At 54.1% G+C, this 16,623-nt stretch carries 14 protein-coding genes; 10 read left to right on the top strand and 4 right to left on the bottom strand.

The features are described 5' to 3' along the window. Positions 1–27 precede the first annotated feature (27 nt). Complete coding sequence (locus tag MN202_RS00890) at positions 28–1,398, top strand: GntP family permease (protein WP_335734195.1); 1,371 nt, start codon at positions 28–30, stop codon at positions 1,396–1,398. On the opposite strand, the gene MN202_RS00885 is transcribed toward MN202_RS00890, so the two are convergent. Next, positions 1,390–2,292: a LysR family transcriptional regulator gene (locus tag MN202_RS00885; RefSeq protein WP_335734194.1), complete on the bottom strand. Its 903-nt coding sequence runs from the start codon at positions 2,290–2,292 to the stop codon at positions 1,390–1,392. The two genes, MN202_RS00890 and MN202_RS00885, sit on opposite strands and share 9 nt — an antisense overlap. Positions 2,293–2,412: 120 nt before the next feature. Between MN202_RS00885 and MN202_RS00880 the strand changes: the two genes are divergently transcribed. Continuing rightward, entirely contained in the window at positions 2,413–3,276 is an 864-nt protein-coding gene (locus MN202_RS00880) for an MBL fold metallo-hydrolase (protein ID WP_335734193.1), read from the top strand. Between the two features lie 31 nt (positions 3,277–3,307). Here MN202_RS00880 and MN202_RS00875 read toward each other — a convergent pair whose 3' ends face one another. Both MN202_RS00875 and MN202_RS00870 read right to left on the bottom strand, forming a co-directional pair. After that, positions 3,308–3,565 (bottom strand): hypothetical protein, encoded by a 258-nt coding sequence (locus tag MN202_RS00875; protein WP_335734192.1) that lies wholly within the window; start codon positions 3,563–3,565, stop codon positions 3,308–3,310. 5 nt (positions 3,566–3,570) lie between these two features. Beyond that, positions 3,571–4,254 (bottom strand): RelA/SpoT domain-containing protein, encoded by a 684-nt coding sequence (locus MN202_RS00870; protein ID WP_335734191.1) that lies wholly within the window; start codon positions 4,252–4,254, stop codon positions 3,571–3,573. Between the two features lie 223 nt (positions 4,255–4,477). Between MN202_RS00870 and MN202_RS00865 the strand changes: the two genes are divergently transcribed. The 8 genes from MN202_RS00865 (at position 4,478) to MN202_RS00830 (ending at position 15,688) form a co-directional block, all read left to right on the top strand. Then, positions 4,478–4,690: a hypothetical protein gene (locus tag MN202_RS00865; RefSeq protein ID WP_335734190.1), complete on the top strand. Its 213-nt coding sequence runs from the start codon at positions 4,478–4,480 to the stop codon at positions 4,688–4,690. A 145-nt stretch (positions 4,691–4,835) separates the two neighbouring features. Next, positions 4,836–6,323 carry a TolC family protein gene (locus MN202_RS00860; protein WP_335734189.1) on the top strand — a complete coding sequence of 496 codons (1,488 nt, stop codon included), beginning with the start codon at positions 4,836–4,838 and terminating at the stop codon, positions 6,321–6,323. Next, complete coding sequence (locus MN202_RS00855) at positions 6,320–7,432, top strand: efflux RND transporter periplasmic adaptor subunit (protein ID WP_335734188.1); 1,113 nt, start codon at positions 6,320–6,322, stop codon at positions 7,430–7,432. Before MN202_RS00860 ends, MN202_RS00855 begins: the two co-directional genes overlap by 4 nt. Further along, positions 7,429–10,539 carry an efflux RND transporter permease subunit gene (locus MN202_RS00850; protein WP_335734187.1) on the top strand — a complete coding sequence of 1,037 codons (3,111 nt, stop codon included), beginning with the start codon at positions 7,429–7,431 and terminating at the stop codon, positions 10,537–10,539. Before MN202_RS00855 ends, MN202_RS00850 begins: the two co-directional genes overlap by 4 nt. Positions 10,540–10,541: 2 nt before the next feature. Then, positions 10,542–11,546, top strand: coding sequence for a lipid A deacylase LpxR family protein (locus MN202_RS00845; RefSeq protein WP_335734186.1), 1,005 nt, complete (start codon positions 10,542–10,544; stop codon positions 11,544–11,546). 99 nt (positions 11,547–11,645) lie between these two features. Next, positions 11,646–13,232, top strand: a complete 1,587-nt coding sequence (locus tag MN202_RS00840) for a methyl-accepting chemotaxis protein (protein ID WP_335734185.1) — start codon at positions 11,646–11,648, stop codon at positions 13,230–13,232. A gap of 11 nt (positions 13,233–13,243) precedes the next feature. Continuing rightward, the gene (locus tag MN202_RS00835) at positions 13,244–14,656 is read left to right on the top strand and encodes a putative bifunctional diguanylate cyclase/phosphodiesterase (RefSeq protein WP_335734184.1); all 1,413 of its coding nucleotides are present in this window, start codon (positions 13,244–13,246) and stop codon (positions 14,654–14,656) included. Between the two features lie 90 nt (positions 14,657–14,746). Further along, a complete protein-coding gene (locus tag MN202_RS00830; protein WP_335734183.1) occupies positions 14,747–15,688 on the top strand; it encodes a GGDEF domain-containing protein in 942 nt (313 codons plus the stop codon). Positions 15,689–15,729: 41 nt separating this feature from the next. On the opposite strand, the gene MN202_RS00825 is transcribed toward MN202_RS00830, so the two are convergent. Then, positions 15,730–16,596 carry an NmrA family NAD(P)-binding protein gene (locus MN202_RS00825; RefSeq protein ID WP_335734182.1) on the bottom strand — a complete coding sequence of 289 codons (867 nt, stop codon included), beginning with the start codon at positions 16,594–16,596 and terminating at the stop codon, positions 15,730–15,732. Positions 16,597–16,623: the final 27 nt, after the last annotated feature.

Raw genomic sequence — 16,623 nt, 5'->3', positions numbered from 1 at the left:
CCAACAGCCTGAGAGCCGGAGCACTATATGCTGGGAAATATCGGACTAATAACCGCGTTAGCGTTGTTAATTTGGTTGGCGTTGCGCGGTGCCAACATTCTGCTGGCGGCATTGCTGGCGGCGGTGGTCGTGGCGCTGAGCAATCAGCTCAGTCTGGCTGCCACGCTGACCGAGTATTTTACCTTCGGGCCGCTGGGTGCCTTTAGCTTTGCCGGTAAGTTTTTGTTGCTGTTTCTGGCCGGTGCGATATTTGGCAAAGTGATGGCGGCCAGCCAGGCTGCCAGCAGTATAGCGCAGGCCATTGTGCGCTGGTTGGGCATAAAAAACACCTTGTGGGTTACCATGCTGGTTTGTGCAGTCCTAACCTATGGCGGTGTGGTGGTGTTTGTGGTGATCTTTACCATGTATCCGCTGGGTGTGGCGCTAATGCAGGCCGCTAACTTGCCAAAACGGTTGTTCTGTGCGGCTATAGCCCTCGGAGCGGGGACTTTTACCATGACAGCGCTACCAGGCTCGCCGTCTATCCATAATGTGTTGGCGGCCAGCGCGCTGGGCACCGATTTATTTGCCGCTGCCGGTTTAGGCCTGGCGGCATCGGTGCTGATGGCGGGGCTGGGTATGGCGTATCTGCAATGGCAATGGCGTCTGGCGCAGCGCACTGCCGAAGGCTATGTCGCCTCAGTACAGGATACACAGATGGCGCAACTGGCCGCCGCGGCCGGTGACGTGCCATATTGGGGCAAAGCACTGTTGCCGATTCTGTTGGTTTTAGCGTTGATTATGTTACCGCGTATTTTGCTACTGACTGAGCTGTTCGACGACACTATTATCGGTGAATTATTGCAGCTGAGCCTGCAGCAACCGGTGTTATGGCCAAGCATGGCGTTGTTGCTGGCCACAGCCCTGGCGATATTGCTGTTTCCGGTGCTACGGCGCGATACGTTGCAGTTGCTCGGTCGCGGCGCCGACGATGCGATATTGCCATTGATCAGCACCGCCGCGGTGATTGGCTTTGGCGGCGTGGTAACGAAAACTGCCGGCTTTGCCAGCTTTTCACACTGGATCCTGACGCTGGATTTACCGCCGTTGCTGTCGGTGTTTGCATCGATGAGTGTGGTGTCAGGTATCGTTGGCTCGTCATCCGGCGGCCTGCAAATTTTTTTACAAACGCTGGCGCCGCATTACTTGCAGCTGGGTATTGAACCTGAGCTGCTGCATCGGGTCGCTACAATAGCCGCCGGTGGGTTCGACTCGCTGCCGCATTGCGGCGCGGTCATTGCGATGCTGATGATTATGGGGCTTAACCATAAACAGGCTTATAAAGACATTTTTGTCGTCACGGTAGTGGCACCAATAGTGACGCTATTGCTCTGTCTGGCTGTGTTGGCTTTAACGTGACTTTACCATGTGCTTCGAAGCAAAGCGTTCAACCAGAAAATCTAAGAAAGCGCGTAGCGCAACCGGCATATGGCGCCTTGAAGAGTAAAGGGCATTGATTTCAAGTTCTGGCAATGACCATTCTGGTAACAGGGCTACCAACTGACCTGCTGCCAGGTAATCCTGCACTAAATAGCTCGGTTGCAATGTCATGCCACCGCCAGCCAAAGCAGCGCAGAGTAATACCGTGGCATCATTGGCGGTAAAGCAGGCATCAATTTCCACTTTTATTGTTTCACCGTCACGTTGGAATTGCCACAATTGCCTGCCGGCGATGCTATGGCTTAAGCACTGATGCTTCACCAATGCTTCGGGAGACAAAGGTTGGCCGAATTGCGCAAGGTAAGCAGGCGAAGCGACCAACACTGAAGCGCAGCTACCCAACCGACGAGCGATCAGCATCGGGTCGGGGTTATTACTGATCCGAATAGCCAGGTCAACACGCGCTTCAATCAGATTAACGATAGTATCACCGACATTCATATCAATTTTAAGTTTGGGGTGCAGTGCTAAAAAATCAGCGATTGCGCCGGCCATCCTGGCATAGCCAAAGGACGCGCTGCACGTCAGGCGCAGTTGGCCACGTAACTCGCTGTTAAGCGTCGCCGACTCTGCCTCTACTTCATCCGTCAGTGTCAGAATTTGCTGGCAACGCAGTAAAAATTGCTCGCCGGCAGCCGTTAGTGTGACTTTGCGGGTCGTTCTCTGGAATAAGCGGGTATTTAACCAATCCTCCAGTACGCTGATACATCGCGTCACCATTGCCCGTGACATCTCAAGTTGTTCTGCTGTTTTGCTGAAACTGCCGTTGTTTGCAACCTGCGAAAACACCCGCATTGCGGTAATCTTATCCATACTATTTGCTCATATGGTGAAATAGTGTTGTGTGATTATTGCTGTATATGTACGTAAAGTGAAACATTACAATGTGTACTGCTTAGGTGACAAGCTAATTTCAACTTCGGAGTAATCAACATGCTTAAGACATTACACACATTATTACTGGCTACTACTTTGCTCATATTGGCTCATGACAGTAGCGCAGCAGAGCTGAAAGTCAGCCATTACAATCCGGCGGAAAGCGGCATATTCCCGGTATCTTCGTCGTTGATCAGTGGTGAGAAAGAGGCCATTCTGGTAGATGCACAATTTAGTTTGGCAGATGCGAATGCCGTGGTGGAACTGGTGCGAGCCAGCGGTAAAACCCTGACTACTATATATATCAGTGGTGGTGATCCGGATTTTTATTTTGGTTTGCAATCTGTTGTGGCGGCTTTTCCAAACGCCAGAGTCATTGCCAGCAGCGCAGTGGTGGCGCATATCGAACAAACGAAGCAGGCAAAACTTGCTTATTGGGGACCAATTTTAGCGGAGCAGGCGCCGCAGCAAATTATTGTTCCTGCCGTGTTTGATGACACCACGCTAACATTGGAAGGCCAGCATATTGAAATTCGGGAAATCAACACACATCAAGCTTATCTGTGGCTGCCGTCGATCAGAACAGCGCTGGGTGGCGTACTGGTCAGCAGTGGCATACATTTATGGACCGCTGACAGCCAGACCACAAGTGCGCGCAATGAGTGGCTAGCAGCACTTGATCGCATGATAGCATTACAGCCAGCTGTGGTAGTGCCTGGACACTACCTGGGTACTATGCCAACTGGCGACAATGCTGTGATTTTTAGCCGGGATTATCTGACAAGATATGAGCAGTTATTGTCAGAAAAGCCAAACGCTACCCAGCTGATACACAAACTACAGCTTATCTATCCTGAATTACCCGTTGACGAGGGTATGCAGATTAGTGCCAGAGTTAATACTGGCGAAATGCAGTGGTAATGTTGAGCGTTAACAGCAATAACTGCTAACGTCAGGACGGTGCAGTATCAACGCCGGAAGCCGTAGGCAGCAATGCCTGAGCTGACTTGAAGAAGCGGGCATGGGTTTTACGCAAGGCTTCTTCATTCTCAGCTACCAGCACCACCACTTCCCGTTGGGCTCTTTCACGGCGCAGCCGCAATTCGAGCTGCAGTCTTGCATCGGAGACCTGTTCATGCTGTTCATCTGCATAAGACGTCATACTGACAATCTCGCCTTGCTGGCGGTTGTATTCGATCAAAAATAACATGTGCTTTACTCTTTATGTAAGTCCGCCAGCCTGCTGGCGACTTCTGCCAGGGCGGCGGCAAATTGTTGATGTTGTCCTGCGCCTTCAAGTTCGATTTGTTCTACAAAGCCACCCACTTTGGACAGTGCTTTTAGAATATCGCGCGGGCCTTGCGGCCCACCGCCGTATTTCAGCGCCGGGTCGACAGTGTCAGCCAACTTCTCGGCATATTCGGCCCAGGCTTGCTGCAGCTCGGTTCTTATCTGAATTTCGACCGCCTGGTGCTGATGCCAGACAATGACATGTACAGCCCGGTAGCCATGGCTCGGAGTTTTACGCCGGTCAACCACCGTACTGGCAGGAAATAGCGCCTGCAGTTGCGTTACGACTTCATCCTGTAAACGGTGATCCTCCACCACTATCCGGCAGCCGGCGATATCCTGCATCTGGCTCAACCGCATAGATGAACGGCACAGCTTATCACGAATTGCACTGGTGGATTTTGCCGGTCGGCCGGTTGGTGCCAAATGCAAAGTCTGCCTGATGGTATTGACGGTATCTTCGTATAACGCCACATAGGCACGGCGGAAATGGTCTAACGTACGTAAATCGTCCTCTGAGTAATCCTCAGTCCGAAGCCTGCTGCCCAGCTGATCAATTTGGTTTTTACTTAGTATCGGAGCTTTACTCCGCTGAATATGTTGTTGCATACAGACCTACAAAAGTTGCCCGAAATTCGCCTGCCAGCATAACGATTCAGCGCCAGATAGTGGTCAGTGAACCATCTGTAATTGGTCAGGATAGTGTTTCGCCGGGTTGCACCGTTCGCCTGTTACTACCGCTAATCGCTACCAAAAAGCCACCTTTCCCTGACAACTCGCCAATGCAGGACGCTTACACTGCCGGCTACCTAACAACACCGGACAAACTGTAATGATCCTCAGAACTGATTCGAAATTCCCCATCGACAGAACTTACGTCGTCAAGCTCAGCAGCAGTGCCACGCCGGAGCTATTGAGCGGCCGCCTGGAAAATCTGGTTTCGGGTAAGCACCAGGACTTTATCTCCGGCCAGCAATTGCTGCGCTTGATGTTGAGCGATATAGAACCGCCCCGTGCCGACGTACCAGCAACACAGGACGATTAAGCTGATGCTACCCAGGTCGGGCAACCCATGTTTGAGCTGGCTGCCGTTATGGTTTTCCAACCAAAGCCTGACCTTTCGCTGACCACTTACGGCGGGGGCGCTGGTACGCTGCACCCTGCATTGGCAACCTGAACGAGAGTAAATAATGCTGACAATAGCCTCGATGAAACAACTGTACAGCCCGCCGGCAAAATGCCTGGTTGCTCTGGCAATCTCGGCATCGCTGGCCCTAAGCGGCTGTACCACAACGCAGCTGCAATCCCGGGTTGAGTTACCACCACAGTTCACCACAATTTCGGACACCACAGAAGCCGAGCTAGCCTGGTGGGAACGTTATGCCGATCCGGTACTAACGCAACTTATCACCCGCGCGGTTAATGAAAATCGCGACATTAAAATTGCCGAAGAGCGCGTGCGCGCCGCCCGTGCCGGTGTCGCAATCAGTAACGCTGCGATGTTACCCAGCCTTAGTGCAACAGCCAGTGCTGACACTAACAGTAATGGTTACAGCGCGCAGGCCAGGCAGGGGGCCCCTGAGGTAACGTCTTTCTCCGGCGGCCTGGGGGTGGCCTGGGAGCTGGATCTAACCGGCCGTTTACGCGCGGGTAAAGCGGCGGCAGCGGCAGACGTCCGGGCCAGTGAAGCGCATGTGCGTGGCGTACGGCTGCTGGTGGTGGCGGAAGTGGCCAGCAATTACTTCACGCTGATGGGCGCGATACGACAACTTGATACCGTAACGGCGATTGCACAAACCCAGCAACAAACCTTACAGCAGGTGACCGCCCGGCAACAGGCTGGCCTGGCATCGCCGTTTGATGTTGAGCGGGCCCGTACTGAGGCCTCGCGCGCCGAAGCGGCCATTCCGCCACTGCAAACGCTGGTGGCGGTGTCACGTCACCGCATTGCCGTGCTGATGGGCGATCTGCCAACAGCGGCTGCGGCGTTGAGCCCTGCCACTGCGATACAGGTACCTGAGGTGATAGCCGGTCAGCCTGCCGCGTTGCTGGAACGGCGCCCCGATCTTCTGGCGCAGCGCGCCCAACTGGACGCCGCGAATTGGCGCCGTCAGCAGGCTAAATTAGAGTGGTTTCCTAAGCTGTTCGTTAATGCCTTGTTTGGCCGACAGAATTTGGAAATTAACGGTATGGACTTAAGCAGTGCGCGCTTTGGCAATGTTGCCGGCCTGCTGTCGATGCCGGTATTCGATTGGGGCCGCACTGCGGCCATTAATGATATGGCACAAAGCGCCCAGTCTGAAGCGTTGCTGCGCTACGAAGATGCAATAGTGCGCGCGCTGGAAGATGTCGAAAACGCGCTGGTGTCACTGCGTGACGAGCGGCATCGCTCGCAGGTGCTGGACACTGCGGCGCTGTCAGCCCAGGCCGCATTGCAACATGCTGAATCACTTTACCACCGTGGACAAATAGATTTGCTGCCGCTGCTGGATGCCCAACGGGCACGGCTGGGTGTGCAAATCAGTGCCAACGACAGCCAGACGCAGTTATTGCTCAGCAGTGTGCAGCTGTTTAAGTCACTTGGCGGCGGCTGGCAGGCATTTGAAGCTGCCCCTGCCAGCACTAAAGATACTGTAGTTACTCAACACCAAACATCTATTAATAAGGAATCGCTATGAAAGGCTCAATTACTGCGGTAGCCGCCGCTACCATCGCTTCGCTGCTGAGTGGCTGCAGCCAACCTGAGTCGGCGGCACCATCAATTAGACCCGTAAGCACAGTCGAGCTGCGCTATGAAGGTGCACGCGATGCTCACCGCTATTTCGCTACGGTCGCCTCGCGCACCGAGGTGGATCAGGCTTTTCGTGTCAGCGGTAAAATACGCGAACGTAAAGTGGATATTGGCCATCAGGTAAAAGCCGGCGATGTGCTGGCACTACTTGACGATGCCGACTATCGTCTGGCTGAAGCCGCCGCCGGACAGCGGCTGCAGGCGGCACAAGCCAGGGCCCGGCAGGCTGAGTCTGACTGGTTGCGCCTGCAGGCATTAAAACGCGACGGCTCGGTTAGTGCCTCTCATGAAGAGCAGGCACACAGTAATTTGCTAACCGCTCAGGCGACGGCCGAAGCGGACGCCCGTCAACTGGAGCTGGCACAAAACCAGTTGCAGTACACGGTACTGCGCGCGCCCATTAACGGGGTGGTGACCAGTCTGCGGTTGGAGACGGGCCAGGTCGTGGCGGCGGGGCAACCGGTGATTGCTATTGCCAACGAAGCAGAACCGGAAATCGTCGTTGATGTACCGGAAAATCATTTACATACCTTTCGACAAGCACAGTACCGCGCTGCTTTGGCCAGTGCACCGGACGAGCAGTTTACTGTAGAGCTGCGGGAACTGTCGGCTCAGGCTGCTGCCCAGACCCGCACTTATCGCGCCCGGCTCAAACCTGTGTCAGAGCGAAAGCTACCGCTGGGTGCCACTGCAACGTTAATTATCGAACGTATGTCAGCAGGCAAACCATTAGCTGTGGTACCGGCTGCTGCGCTGACACAACATCAGGGACAACCGGCCTTGTGGGCGGTGAACCGTGATCAGATCGGCTCAGGAACCGTTGAGCTGGTGAATGTTGCTATCCATAGCTATCGCAGTGAAGAGGTGCTGATCTCCGGGCCTGACGCCGGTACCCTGGTGGTAACAGCGGGAGTACAGAAGATGTCGCCTGGCCTGCGGGTCGCGTTGCCGGAGCACGAACGGATTATCGAAGACAAGTATGAGGTAGCGCAATGAAATCCTTCAATCTTACGGAGTGGGCGCTGAATAACCGCTCCGTTGTACTATTTATGATGCTGACGGTCACCCTGGCGGGTGTGCTTGGCTTCGGCCGTATCGGTCAGCTGGAGGACCCGAATTTCTCCGTACCGTCTATGACCGCTATGGTGGTCTGGCCCGGCGCCACAGCACAGCAGTTACAAGATCAGGTGCTGAACCGGATGGAGAAAAAATTTGAGCAATTGGATCATTTTGAGAAAGTAGTGACCTTCGCCCGTCAGGGATTTGGCGGTATGACGATTACTGTCAAAGGCAGTGCTACGAAGGAGCAGCAACAAGAAGCCTGGTATCAGGCGCGCAAAAAGTTCAGTGATCTTAAACTGGAAATGCCTGACGGTGTGGTAGGGCCAATATTCAACGACGAATACGGTGATGTATACAGCCTGATGTACGCCGTCAAAGGTGATGGTGTTGGTTTGGCGGAGCTGGCTGATCAGGCTGAAATCATCAAAAGCAGCCTGCTCAAAGTGCCGATGGTGAAAAAGGTCGATCTGATTGGCAAGCAGGCAGAGCGCATCTTCATTGAGTTTTCTCATCAACGTTTGGCTGCATTAGGTATACAGCCGCTTCAGATAGTCGAAAGCCTGCAGCGCCAGAACGCGATTGTACCGGCCGGTTCTATTGATACTCAGGGTGATCGTCTGTACGTGCGGGTAAGCGGGCAATTCGACAGTATTGACGATATCCGCAATTTGCCCATCGCAGCCGGTGAGCGGGTGGTCCGCCTGGGTGACTTTAGCACAGTGTCGCGTGGCTACGAGGACCCGGCAAGCTATACCGTGCGCCATAATGGTCAGCAAGTACTGATGTTAAGCGTGGTAATGACTAACGACGGTAACGTCGTCCAACTGGGCACCGCTATGGCAGCGGCGGTAGAGCAAATTCAGCGGGAACTGGCCTATGGTATTGAACTGGAACTGATTGCCGATCAACCGACTACCGTTAAGGAAGCGGTGTGGGATTTTGAACGAGCGTTAGTTGAAGCGCTGGTGATCGTGGTGATTGTCAGCCTGTTAAGTCTGGGCTGGCGCACCGGGCTGGTTGTAGCTTTGTCAGTACCGCTGGTGCTGTGTATGGTCGCCATTGTGATGCTGGCGATGGGCTGGAATCTGGAGCGTATTTCTCTAGGCTCGCTAATCATTGCGCTGGGGCTATTAGTGGACGATGCCATTATTGCGCTGGAAATGATGGTAGTAAAAATGGAAAGTGGCTGGGATAAAGTTAAAGCAGCCAGCTATTCCTACACGGCGACAGCCATGCCGCGTTTGAGTGGTGGCCTGATTACCGTCGCCGCTTTTATGCCGGTCGGTTTGTCTCAGTCTTCTACCGGCGAGTACGCTGGCGGTATTTTCTGGATTGTTGGTGCTGCAGTATTGTTGTCCTGGATCTGCTCTAGCCTTTTCACCCCTTATCTGGCGATGAAAATGTTGCCTGATCAGCTGAAACATCAGCATGGTGATAGCAACCCGTATGATACGCCGTTTTTCCGCAAGCTGCGGTGCTGGGTTGAAACCACGATAGCGCACCGCTGGTGGGTTATCGGTACTACCGCAGTATTGCTGGTGTTGGCGGTTATCGGCATGAAATTTGTGCCGCAGCAGTTTTTCCCCGACAGCACCCGCTCTGAGCTGATTGTTGAGTTGCGGGTGAAAGAAGGCGCCTCTTTTGCCGCCACCACCAAACAGGTGCAGCAGATGGAATCGATCCTGAAGCAAGATGAAGACGTGAAGTTCTTTACCGCCTATATCGGCGCCGGGGCACCACGGTTTTCACTGTCACTGAACCCGGAGCTGCCTAACCCCGGTTATGCTCAGTTTATTGTGATGACAACCGATTTGGCTGCCCGCGAACGTGTGCGTAGCCGCCTGATGGCGATGGCCGATGAAGCATTTCCAGCAACCTGGGTGCGTGTTACCAGGCTGGAGCTGGGGCCACCGGTAGGCTTTCCGATACAGTTCCGTGTGGTAGGCCCTGATACTCAGGTGGTGCGCTCAATCGCCCGTGAAGTGGAGCAGGTTGTCGCTGGCCACAAGCTGACCCGGGATACACAGTTAGACTGGAACGATCCGGTGCGTAGTTTGCAATTGGAATTAGATCAGGATAAAGCGCGTGCACTCGGCTTGTCTTCAGCGGATGTTGCCTTAGTGTCCCAGTCGCTGCTAAACGGCGCACCACTATCACAGTTGCGTGAAGGCAATGAGCTGATTGATATCATGGCCCGCGCCGTGCCGGGTGAGCGGCTGGACGTGGCCACCCTGAAAGATATCAACCTGTACAGCCCGCAAGGCGTAGTGGTGCCGTTGTCGCAGGTAGCGCAGACCCGTTACGTGCTGGAAGAGCCGGTGTTATGGCGGCGCAACCGTGACATGGCGATCACTGTCCGTGCCGACGTGGTAGACGGCGCGCAGGGGGTTAGTGTTACCCAGCAGATTTTGCCACTGTTACGGGATATCAAGGCGAAATTGCCCTCTGGTTACCGTATTGATACCGGTGGTGCCGTGGAAGAGAGCGAGAAAGCCAATGAGGCGTTGGCTGCGGTAGCGCCACTGATGCTGATCACCATTTTGACCATCCTGATGTTGCAGTTAAAGAGCTTCTCGCTGATGACAATGGTGTTTCTGACCGCGCCATTAGGGTTAATCGGTGTAGTGGCTGCCTTGCTGTTGTTTAATGCACCACTGGGCTTTGTCGCCATTCTCGGCATTATCGCCTTGTCAGGCATGATCATGCGCAACGCTGTGATCCTAATCGATCAGGTACAGGCAGAAACCGCCAATGGCAACGATCCCTGGAATGCGGTAGTTGAAGCAGCTGTGCAACGTGCCCGTCCGGTGGTTCTGACCGCCGCTGCGACAGTACTGGCGATGGTGCCATTGACCAGCAGTGTATTCTGGGGCCCTATGGCGATTGCGATTATGGGCGGTCTAACGGTTGCGACACTATTGACCATCTTCTTTGTACCGGCACTGTACGCAGCCTGGTTCAGAATAGTGCCGTCTGCTACACCACAGTATAGCGCTGCCGGGTCAGTAACAAACACTGCATTAGCAGATAAGGCAATATAGTGATGGCCAGAAAAACTTTGGCCCTGTTAGTCGGAGGCTGGGCGCTGGTCGCCCAGGCTCAGGCGCAGGCAGGCGATGGCGCAGTGACCGTTACCGTGGAAAACGACTTTTTCACCGCCTCTGACAACAATTATACCAACGGTATAGGTGTTGCCTGGGTGTCGGATGAAATAACGGCCGAAGAGGATTGCTTTGTTGGCCGCTGGACGCAGTTCTGGTCATTTCTGCCCTATGTCGCAGACGACGGCTACCGTACTTACGCCGCCTGGTCTGTAGTGCAGGAAATGAACACGCCGGATGACATCACTGAGGCTAACCCGAGCGAAGATGACCAGCCATATTCCGGAGTACTGTATGTTGACAGCACCTTATACGCTAAGCAGGGCAACTGGACGCATGCCTGGCAGCTTAAGCTGGGTGTGGTTGGCCCGGCGTCCGGTGCGGGTGATGTGCAGCGTGAGTTTCATAAGCTGATTGGCGATGACAAGCCACAAGGCTGGCACACCCAGTTACCGAATGAACCTGTCGTCAATATCGACTACACCGTCGCGCATCTTGCTGCCGCAGGCCGTGTCGGCCAGAGCGCGCAGTGGCGGCTGGTACCAATGGCTACCGCAGGTATAGGTAACTATTTCACTGGTGTCGGTGGCGGAGTCTACGCAGAAACCGGCTGGAATCTCCTGGAAGCGCTGGGTGTAACGGCGCTGCGCTCAGGTTTAAATACCGCCTCTACCGTCGGGGTGAAAGCATCAGATAACTGGTCTGTCTCGTTTTACGGCGGCGTTGCCGCCTATGGCGTCGTCCATTATCTGCCTTTGGACGGCACTTTGTTCCGGCATAGCCGTTCAGTAAGCTCAGAGCCGCTAATTGGCATGGCGTCTTTTGGCGCCTGCCTGCGCCGGCGCGGTTTTACCCTGAGTTATTCGAAAACCTTTTTTACCGATACCTTCGAAACGCAGCGGCAAAACACCAATTTTGGCACTGTGGGCGTGTCGTGGATGTTTTAGTCTCACTGGTAGCAGTAAGACGACTGCTCCGGGCTGGTTTTGGCCCGGAACAGTGGATAAACAACACTTTAGATAACTACATTTTTGAGCGAGATAAGCATGCGTAACAATCAACCGCTAACCCGGGTGGAACATCAGCTTGATCCCAAGCGTCCGCTGGTTAGCGTAACCAATCTTGCCGGTGAAATAGTGCATGCCAATGCCAGTTTTATCCAGATCAGCGGTTTTAGCCGCGCCGAACTGCTCGGCCAACCGCACAACATTATCCGTCATCCGGATATGCCGGCCGAAGCCTTTGCCGATATGTGGCGCACGCTAAAGGCTGATCTGCCCTGGCGTGGTCTGGTTAAAAACCGCTGCAAGAATGGTGACTACTACTGGGTCGACGCCTATGCTACGCCTACCTTTGAGCGCGGGCAAAAGACCGGTTATATGTCGGTGCGCCGGCGTCCCGAGCCGCAACAGGTCGCGCAGGCTGAAGCTTTATATGCCGCTGTGCGCAGTAAACAGGCCGCTTTTGCCGCAACCCGCTATCAACGCGATATGCCGTTCAAAACACGGCTGCTGCTGTTGGTGATGGTGCCGGTGCTGTGTTTTGGCGCGGAATTATTTGCTGTTGATTCCTGGCGCTGGGTTGTTAGTCTGGCCGGCGTAGTGTCAGCCGCCGGACTGGGGCTATGGACCTATTTGGGGATAGTGACACCACTGCAGCGGCTTGGCGCAGCGATGAACCGGATCTCTGCCGGCGATTTAAGCGCAGAGCTTGATACCCGGGCAGCGGCAGAATTTGCCGCTATTTTGATTGGCTTTCAATCTATGTCGGTGAATCTGCGTGCGATGATCGCAGACATGGTGGTGATTGGTGGCGACATTGATACCCAGTGCGGCGGCCTGAATGCTCAGGTCGAGCTGGCAACCGAGCGTAGCCGGCAGGGGGCAGAAAATATTTGTACCATGGCGGCGGCTGTCGAACAGTTGTCTGCCTCGGTCAGTGACATTGCGCAGTTCACCCGCCATAGCGCAGCGCAGGCGACAGCTGCTGCGCAGCAAGTGGAGCAGGGCGTGGAGCAAATCGTCACCACCTTGCAAGTGTCGACCGGCGTGGTGGCGCGGATGGACGGCGCCCAGGCCCTGATCACGGAGCTGGACAAAGAAATTGTCTCGATCCGCCAGCTGGCACAAAGCATCCGTGAGATTGCCGATCAAACTAATTTGTTGGCACTGAATGCGGCTATTGAAGCGGCCCGGGCAGGCGAGTCTGGCCGTGGCTTTGCAGTTGTAGCAGATGAAGTCCGTAATCTGGCGTCACGCACCAGTGGCAGTACCGTGGAGATCACCGCTACCGTTGAACGCATCGGCACCTGCACCGCTAATACGCTGCACGCTATCGCTATAGCCGCGCAAGAAGTGCAGCACAGTAACGCTATGATGGAACAGAACCAGCGCAGTTACCAGCTGATTAAGCGCTCTGCCGACGACATTCAGGACTCCTCGCGTGATATTGCCGACATGTTGCAACAGCAAGAAGTCGCGGCGACTGAGGTAGCCGGTAACATCGAGCAAATCAGTAAATTGATGGACCAAAACAGCCGCAGTATTGGCACCATCAGTACCGCGTCGGCGCAGTTAAGCGACACCGCGCATCAGCTGCAACAAATGACCAGCCGTTTCGAAAATTCGCTTTGAGGCACAACCCAATGATTGACACTCAACCGTATACTGATGAGGCAGGTTTGCCGGCGACGACCGACGCTGCAAGCATTAACAGTAATGATGATGACCGGAAACGTTGGCAGGAAAACAACTGCAGCTGTCCGATGATCCAGGATTTACTGCGCTACCAGGCGACGCACGATACGCAAACCGGCCTGGCCAATCTTGACCTGTTGCTTGAGCGCGTAGAGCAACGCATAAGCCGGGGGCACCGATGCCATCTTGTTGTACTGATGATCACCGGCATTAATGATATTGGCGAGCATCACGGCGTCGCGGCTGGGCTGTATGCGCTGCGCACTATCGCCAAACGTATCAAAGACACGTTGGGCGATTATGGTTTAGCAGCGCGGATGCAGGGCGGCTTATTCGCTGCGGTAAGCGACAATGCAGCGCCGCAACAACTGGCGCAGCAATTGTGGCAAGCTTTGAACAAACCGCTGCTGTGGCATGCCGAGCCGTTGCAGTTAGTAGTCGCTGCCGGTGTTGTTAATGGTGCTGAACATGCGGGCTCGGCAGAAAGCCTGTTACAGGCCGGTTATGCCGCAGCAAAAGATGCGCTAAGCCACAATGCCCGCGGCGGCATTAACGTGTTTACAGCTGTGTTGGGGCAGCGGTTGGAGCATCAGTATCAGGTGGAGATGCGCCTGCGTTCAGCCTTGCTCAGCGATAACCTGTCGTTGGCACTGCAAGCCAAGGTATGTGCTTCCGGTGGCCATATTCTCGGCGCTGAGGCGTTAGTCAGATGGCATGATGCGCATCTGGGCACAGTCGCACCGGCGGAGTTTATTCCGCTGGCAGAGCGAAACGGTAGCATCGGCAAAATCAGTGCCTGGGTACTGGCGGCGGCGCTGCAACAGGCTACAACCTGGCATAATGCCGGGCTTGAGCTGACTATTGCGGTGAACCTGTCTGCTATTGACCTTAAAAACCCGGAACTGCTGGCCAATGTGCAGGCGGCGCTGACCGCATCCGGCTGCCCGCCGCACAAGCTGATTATTGAACTTACCGAGTCGGCGGTAGCGGAAGATCCGCTACAGGCTATTGCCCAGTTGCAAGCACTAAAGGCGCTGGGGCTGTCGCTGGCGCTGGATGACTTTGGTACCGGTTACTCGTCACTCAGCTATCTGCACCGGTTTCCGATTGACACGCTGAAAATTGACCGCTCCTTTGTCGCCGATACCCCGGCAGATGCCGATGCGGTAGCGATAGTACGCTCAATCGTCGCGCTGGCACAGGCGTTAGGGATGACTACAGTGGCCGAAGGTGTTGAAACTGCAGCGCAGGCCGCGTTCTTACGCGAGCTGGGGGTAAACACGTTACAAGGTTACTTTTTTAGTCCACCGATACCGGCGGAGCAATTTCTGGCCTTAGCGCAGGCGAAATTAGCTTTTTAGCCATAAGGTTGCTGAGGTTTTTCGTAGTGGCGAAAGGGACTTCGTTCAACTACAGTTAGTTTGATGTGCATGGAACGCAGGTGATTGAACATGACGCCAGTATTCACCGAGCAGTTAGTTTCGCTCATGCTTGAACATATCAGCCACACCGAGAACGGCATCGCCGCACTGGATGCCAATGACCGTTTTATCTTTTTTAATCCCGCTTTTACGGCAATGTTCGGTATTGCTGACTACTTAACATTGGGGCATAGCTTTGATGATATGCTGACGCGGATGTTTAGCCATGGTGTTGGCACCAACTGCAAGTCATCAACTCTGCCGGAGTGGCTGGCGTATGTGCATAGCCAATATCGGAAAAAACCGTTCCGTAGTTTTGAAGTGGACCTGGTGAATGGTCGCTGGTTACTAATGACTGAACAGGTTAATGAGAATGGCGAAGTGGTGTTGGTCGGCAACGATATCACCCGGGCCAAACAAGCTGAACAGGCGCTAAAAGCAGCGAAGGAGATCCTGAAACAGCAGGCGCTGACCGATGAGTTAACCGGCATTTCAAACCGGCGTCATTTTATGCAGTTGGTGCATTATGAATATAATCGTGCCAGACGATATGACAGCCGTATCAGCTTAGCCATTCTGGATATTGATTATTTCAAGAAGATAAACGACAACCTGGGCCACCCGGTAGGCGACGAAGTTATCCGGCATTTTGCGACCTTATTGCAGCAACAGTTACGCAAGCAAGATGCGGTGGGCCGGCTGGGCGGTGAAGAATTTGCGCTGTTACTGCCAGAGACAACAGAGGCAGAAGCGGCTGTCATGATTGAACGGATTATCAAGCAGCTAAAACAGACACAGTTGGATCACATAGTACCGGGTTTAAGCTACACCTTCTCTGCCGGGGTAGCTGAGCTGAAGCTGACCTCTGCGGCCAGTATTGACAGCTGGGTATCGATTGCCGATCAGGCGCTGTATCAGGCAAAAACAGGCGGCAGAGACCGGGTTGAGATCTACCAGGCTAAGGGTAAATAAGCTGCAGGCAGCCGCTGCGGCTGCCTGCGCATCCATACAGGCTACTGCTGTTTAAACTCAGCCAGGTGTTGTTCAAGAAACTGCGGCAGGCTGATGGCAGGGCGGCCGGTAAGTAGCTGCACTGCATCGGACGCATCGTCAGAAATACCCTGTTGATACAGCCGGGTCATTTCCAACTGATGCTGTACCTGAGTCTTTGGCATACCTTTAAATCGCATCACCAGCTGGGTTAGCCACAGCGGGATTTGTTTGTAGTTAACCCTACTGGCTAATAGCCGGCTGAGTTCATCAGCTAACTGTTGGAAGGACGATGCCTGACCGCTGAGATTATAAGTCTGGCTTTGCACCTTATCGTCGGTCAGCAAACGCACAGCACAGGCGGCGATGTCGGCGGTGTTAATAAAACGAAATACCGTGTCAGCGGCAAAAGGCAGGGTGATTTTGCCGGACTTACGTACCATGCCGGCTTGCAGCCCAAGTAGATTCTGCATAAAGAAATTACATTGCAAGATACTGTATGCCGGAGCTTGCGCCTTCAATTGCTGCTCAATGTGCCAGTGAGCCCGGCCTACGGCAGATACAGAATCTTGCCGCACGCTTTTTGGTGTACCGGATATTTTAACAATATGCTGAATGCCGCTGTTTAAGGCAGCCTGAATAGCGTTGCTTTGCTGGCGCTGCATCGCTGCTGAATTGGGCGACACCAGTAACAATTTAGTTCCACCCGCCATGGCACGTTCAAGTGAGGCCGGTTCGTCCAGATCGGCCGCTCTGACCAAATGACCGTTTAATTGCGGCTGCAGTTTTTGCGGCTGCCGCGACAAAAACACCGCCTGCTCAGCGTTATCTATCATCAATTTGGCCACTTCACGGCCGATATTACCCGTTGCACCCAGAACTATAAGCATAAAAAATGACCACCTGTGCCAATATCA

Origin of the sequence: Rheinheimera muenzenbergensis, assembly GCF_036984005.1 — a bacterium.
Lineage (GTDB): Bacteria > Pseudomonadota > Gammaproteobacteria > Enterobacterales > Alteromonadaceae > Alishewanella > Alishewanella muenzenbergensis.
This window is presented reverse-complemented; position numbering and strand designations above follow the sequence as displayed.

Excerpts from the sequence above, each read along its gene's own strand:
- MN202_RS00890 (WP_335734195.1), top strand. The coding sequence starts at position 28 with ATGCTGGGAAATATCGGACTAATAACCGCGTTAGCGTTGTTAATTTGG.
- MN202_RS00885 (WP_335734194.1), bottom strand. The coding sequence starts at position 2,292 with ATGGATAAGATTACCGCAATGCGGGTGTTTTCGCAGGTTGCAAACAAC.
- MN202_RS00880 (WP_335734193.1), top strand. The coding sequence starts at position 2,413 with ATGCTTAAGACATTACACACATTATTACTGGCTACTACTTTGCTCATA.
- MN202_RS00875 (WP_335734192.1), bottom strand. The coding sequence starts at position 3,565 with ATGTTATTTTTGATCGAATACAACCGCCAGCAAGGCGAGATTGTCAGT.
- MN202_RS00870 (WP_335734191.1), bottom strand. The coding sequence starts at position 4,254 with ATGCAACAACATATTCAGCGGAGTAAAGCTCCGATACTAAGTAAAAAC.
- MN202_RS00865 (WP_335734190.1), top strand. The coding sequence starts at position 4,478 with ATGATCCTCAGAACTGATTCGAAATTCCCCATCGACAGAACTTACGTC.
- MN202_RS00860 (WP_335734189.1), top strand. The coding sequence starts at position 4,836 with ATGCTGACAATAGCCTCGATGAAACAACTGTACAGCCCGCCGGCAAAA.
- MN202_RS00855 (WP_335734188.1), top strand. The coding sequence starts at position 6,320 with ATGAAAGGCTCAATTACTGCGGTAGCCGCCGCTACCATCGCTTCGCTG.
- MN202_RS00850 (WP_335734187.1), top strand. The coding sequence starts at position 7,429 with ATGAAATCCTTCAATCTTACGGAGTGGGCGCTGAATAACCGCTCCGTT.
- MN202_RS00845 (WP_335734186.1), top strand. The coding sequence starts at position 10,542 with ATGGCCAGAAAAACTTTGGCCCTGTTAGTCGGAGGCTGGGCGCTGGTC.
- MN202_RS00840 (WP_335734185.1), top strand. The coding sequence starts at position 11,646 with ATGCGTAACAATCAACCGCTAACCCGGGTGGAACATCAGCTTGATCCC.
- MN202_RS00835 (WP_335734184.1), top strand. The coding sequence starts at position 13,244 with ATGATTGACACTCAACCGTATACTGATGAGGCAGGTTTGCCGGCGACG.
- MN202_RS00830 (WP_335734183.1), top strand. The coding sequence starts at position 14,747 with ATGACGCCAGTATTCACCGAGCAGTTAGTTTCGCTCATGCTTGAACAT.
- MN202_RS00825 (WP_335734182.1), bottom strand. The coding sequence starts at position 16,596 with ATGCTTATAGTTCTGGGTGCAACGGGTAATATCGGCCGTGAAGTGGCC.